Raw genomic sequence first — 1,387 nt, 5'->3', positions numbered from 1 at the left:
AAAGTAGTTATTTGCGACTTCATCCATGCTGTCAAAACCTTCCGATGCTTACCGCAAATAACCCGCCGGCGAACCTACAAGCGGCGCCGCGGAGCCTGCGCGAAACACCAAAGTTAACGACAAAAAAACGTGCTGAAAAGTGGCGTGTGGTGTCGTTGTGGCGGTGTGGTTTCCGAGCATTATGTGAAGCGCCCTAACGATTAAGCTAACGGGCAGACAAAAGCGTAGCTTTTGGCTGTCCAGCGAACGAAGTGAGCGGCGTTGAGCGCATTGTTAGAGCTACTCCGGCTTTGACTCTGCAAATTGAAGTAACACCACAGTAGCCGCCAATGCAACCAATAGAGATATTAGCAACAGGTAATTTATGTGTAGGCACAGAAAGATGAGGCCTAGCATGAATGAGACCAAGCTTATGGTGATGGCGTATGTGTGGGCTAGCTCAGCGCGCTTGTGTTTTTTCTCTTTGTTTTGTTTGCTGATCGCGGTTGCTGCTACTGAAGTGAACATGCACAAAAGAAATAGGGTTAGACAAATAAACTCTACGGCGGATGATTTTTTGCCTAGTGTTGGTATGAAAACAAACAAGGCGAGCGAGCTGGCGCCTAGCCCTGATGTTATCCATTCAAAAAAGTCTTTGAGTTCGCGTTTGTTCATGACTTGCTCTAACGGTTAAGCTAACGGGCGGCCAAAAGCGCAGCTTTTGGACGTCCAGCGAACGAAGTGAGCGGCGTTGAGCGCATTGTTATACCCTACACCATTGTGTTATTTATGATTTTTGGTTTGTATGTTTAGAATCGTTCCGGTCGATTGTAAAGTCCGGCTAGAATCATTAATGCCGCAGGGAATAAAATGGCTATTGAAAACGCAGTGGCTAACTGAGTGTTTCTTAGCATTGAGATTATTACTTCCATGTTGAAAGGATTAACAGGTTGGCTGGAGGTGAGCTGTAGTAATCCGACAACCCCTGTGAGAATGAGGATGGCAGTTAGTACCCACATGACAGAATAGGCTAATGTGGCGTAACTGAGTAGGTTGTTTTTCTTAGGGTGAATGGTTCGCCAGACCCAAAGCGACAACAATGTTACCGAAAACACAGTTTTCAATATTGCTATCTCAATGCCAGCTATGTGAAGCAGGAGGTGATGTGTTGGCGATATATGCTGCATTGACAAGAAAGCATTAGGCTTTAGCTGGTATTTAACGATTAATCCAATGTCTCCCATTAGGGCTAGGGCGATCAGAATTGAAATTGTTATTGATATGGTTCGTTTCAAATTTTAGTCCTGCGAGTATAACGATTAAGCTAACGGGCGGCCAAAAGCGCAGCTTTTGGACGTCCAGCGAACGAAGTGAGCGGCGTTGAGCGCATTGTTAGGATGGCTCGTTG

At 45.9% G+C, this 1,387-nt stretch carries 2 protein-coding genes; one reads left to right on the top strand and one right to left on the bottom strand.

The features are described 5' to 3' along the window. Positions 1–394 precede the first annotated feature (394 nt). Positions 395–673, top strand: a complete 279-nt coding sequence (locus BMX80_RS17775) for a hypothetical protein (protein WP_139214228.1) — start codon at positions 395–397, stop codon at positions 671–673. Positions 674–788: 115 nt separating this feature from the next. Here BMX80_RS17775 and BMX80_RS17510 read toward each other — a convergent pair whose 3' ends face one another. After that, positions 789–1,274: a hypothetical protein gene (locus BMX80_RS17510; RefSeq protein ID WP_074870808.1), complete on the bottom strand. Its 486-nt coding sequence runs from the start codon at positions 1,272–1,274 to the stop codon at positions 789–791. Between the last annotated feature and the right edge of the window lie 113 nt (positions 1,275–1,387).

The organism is Atopomonas hussainii, from assembly GCF_900109735.1.
In the GTDB taxonomy this organism is placed as follows: Bacteria; Pseudomonadota; Gammaproteobacteria; order Pseudomonadales; family Pseudomonadaceae; genus Atopomonas; species Atopomonas hussainii.
The sequence above is the reverse complement of the archived record's forward strand: the minus strand, read 5'-3'. Positions and strand labels throughout refer to the sequence as shown.

Coding starts and splice junctions, on each gene's coding strand:
- BMX80_RS17775 (WP_139214228.1), top strand. CDS start 395: ATGAATGAGACCAAGCTTATGGTGATGGCGTATGTGTGGGCTAGCTCA.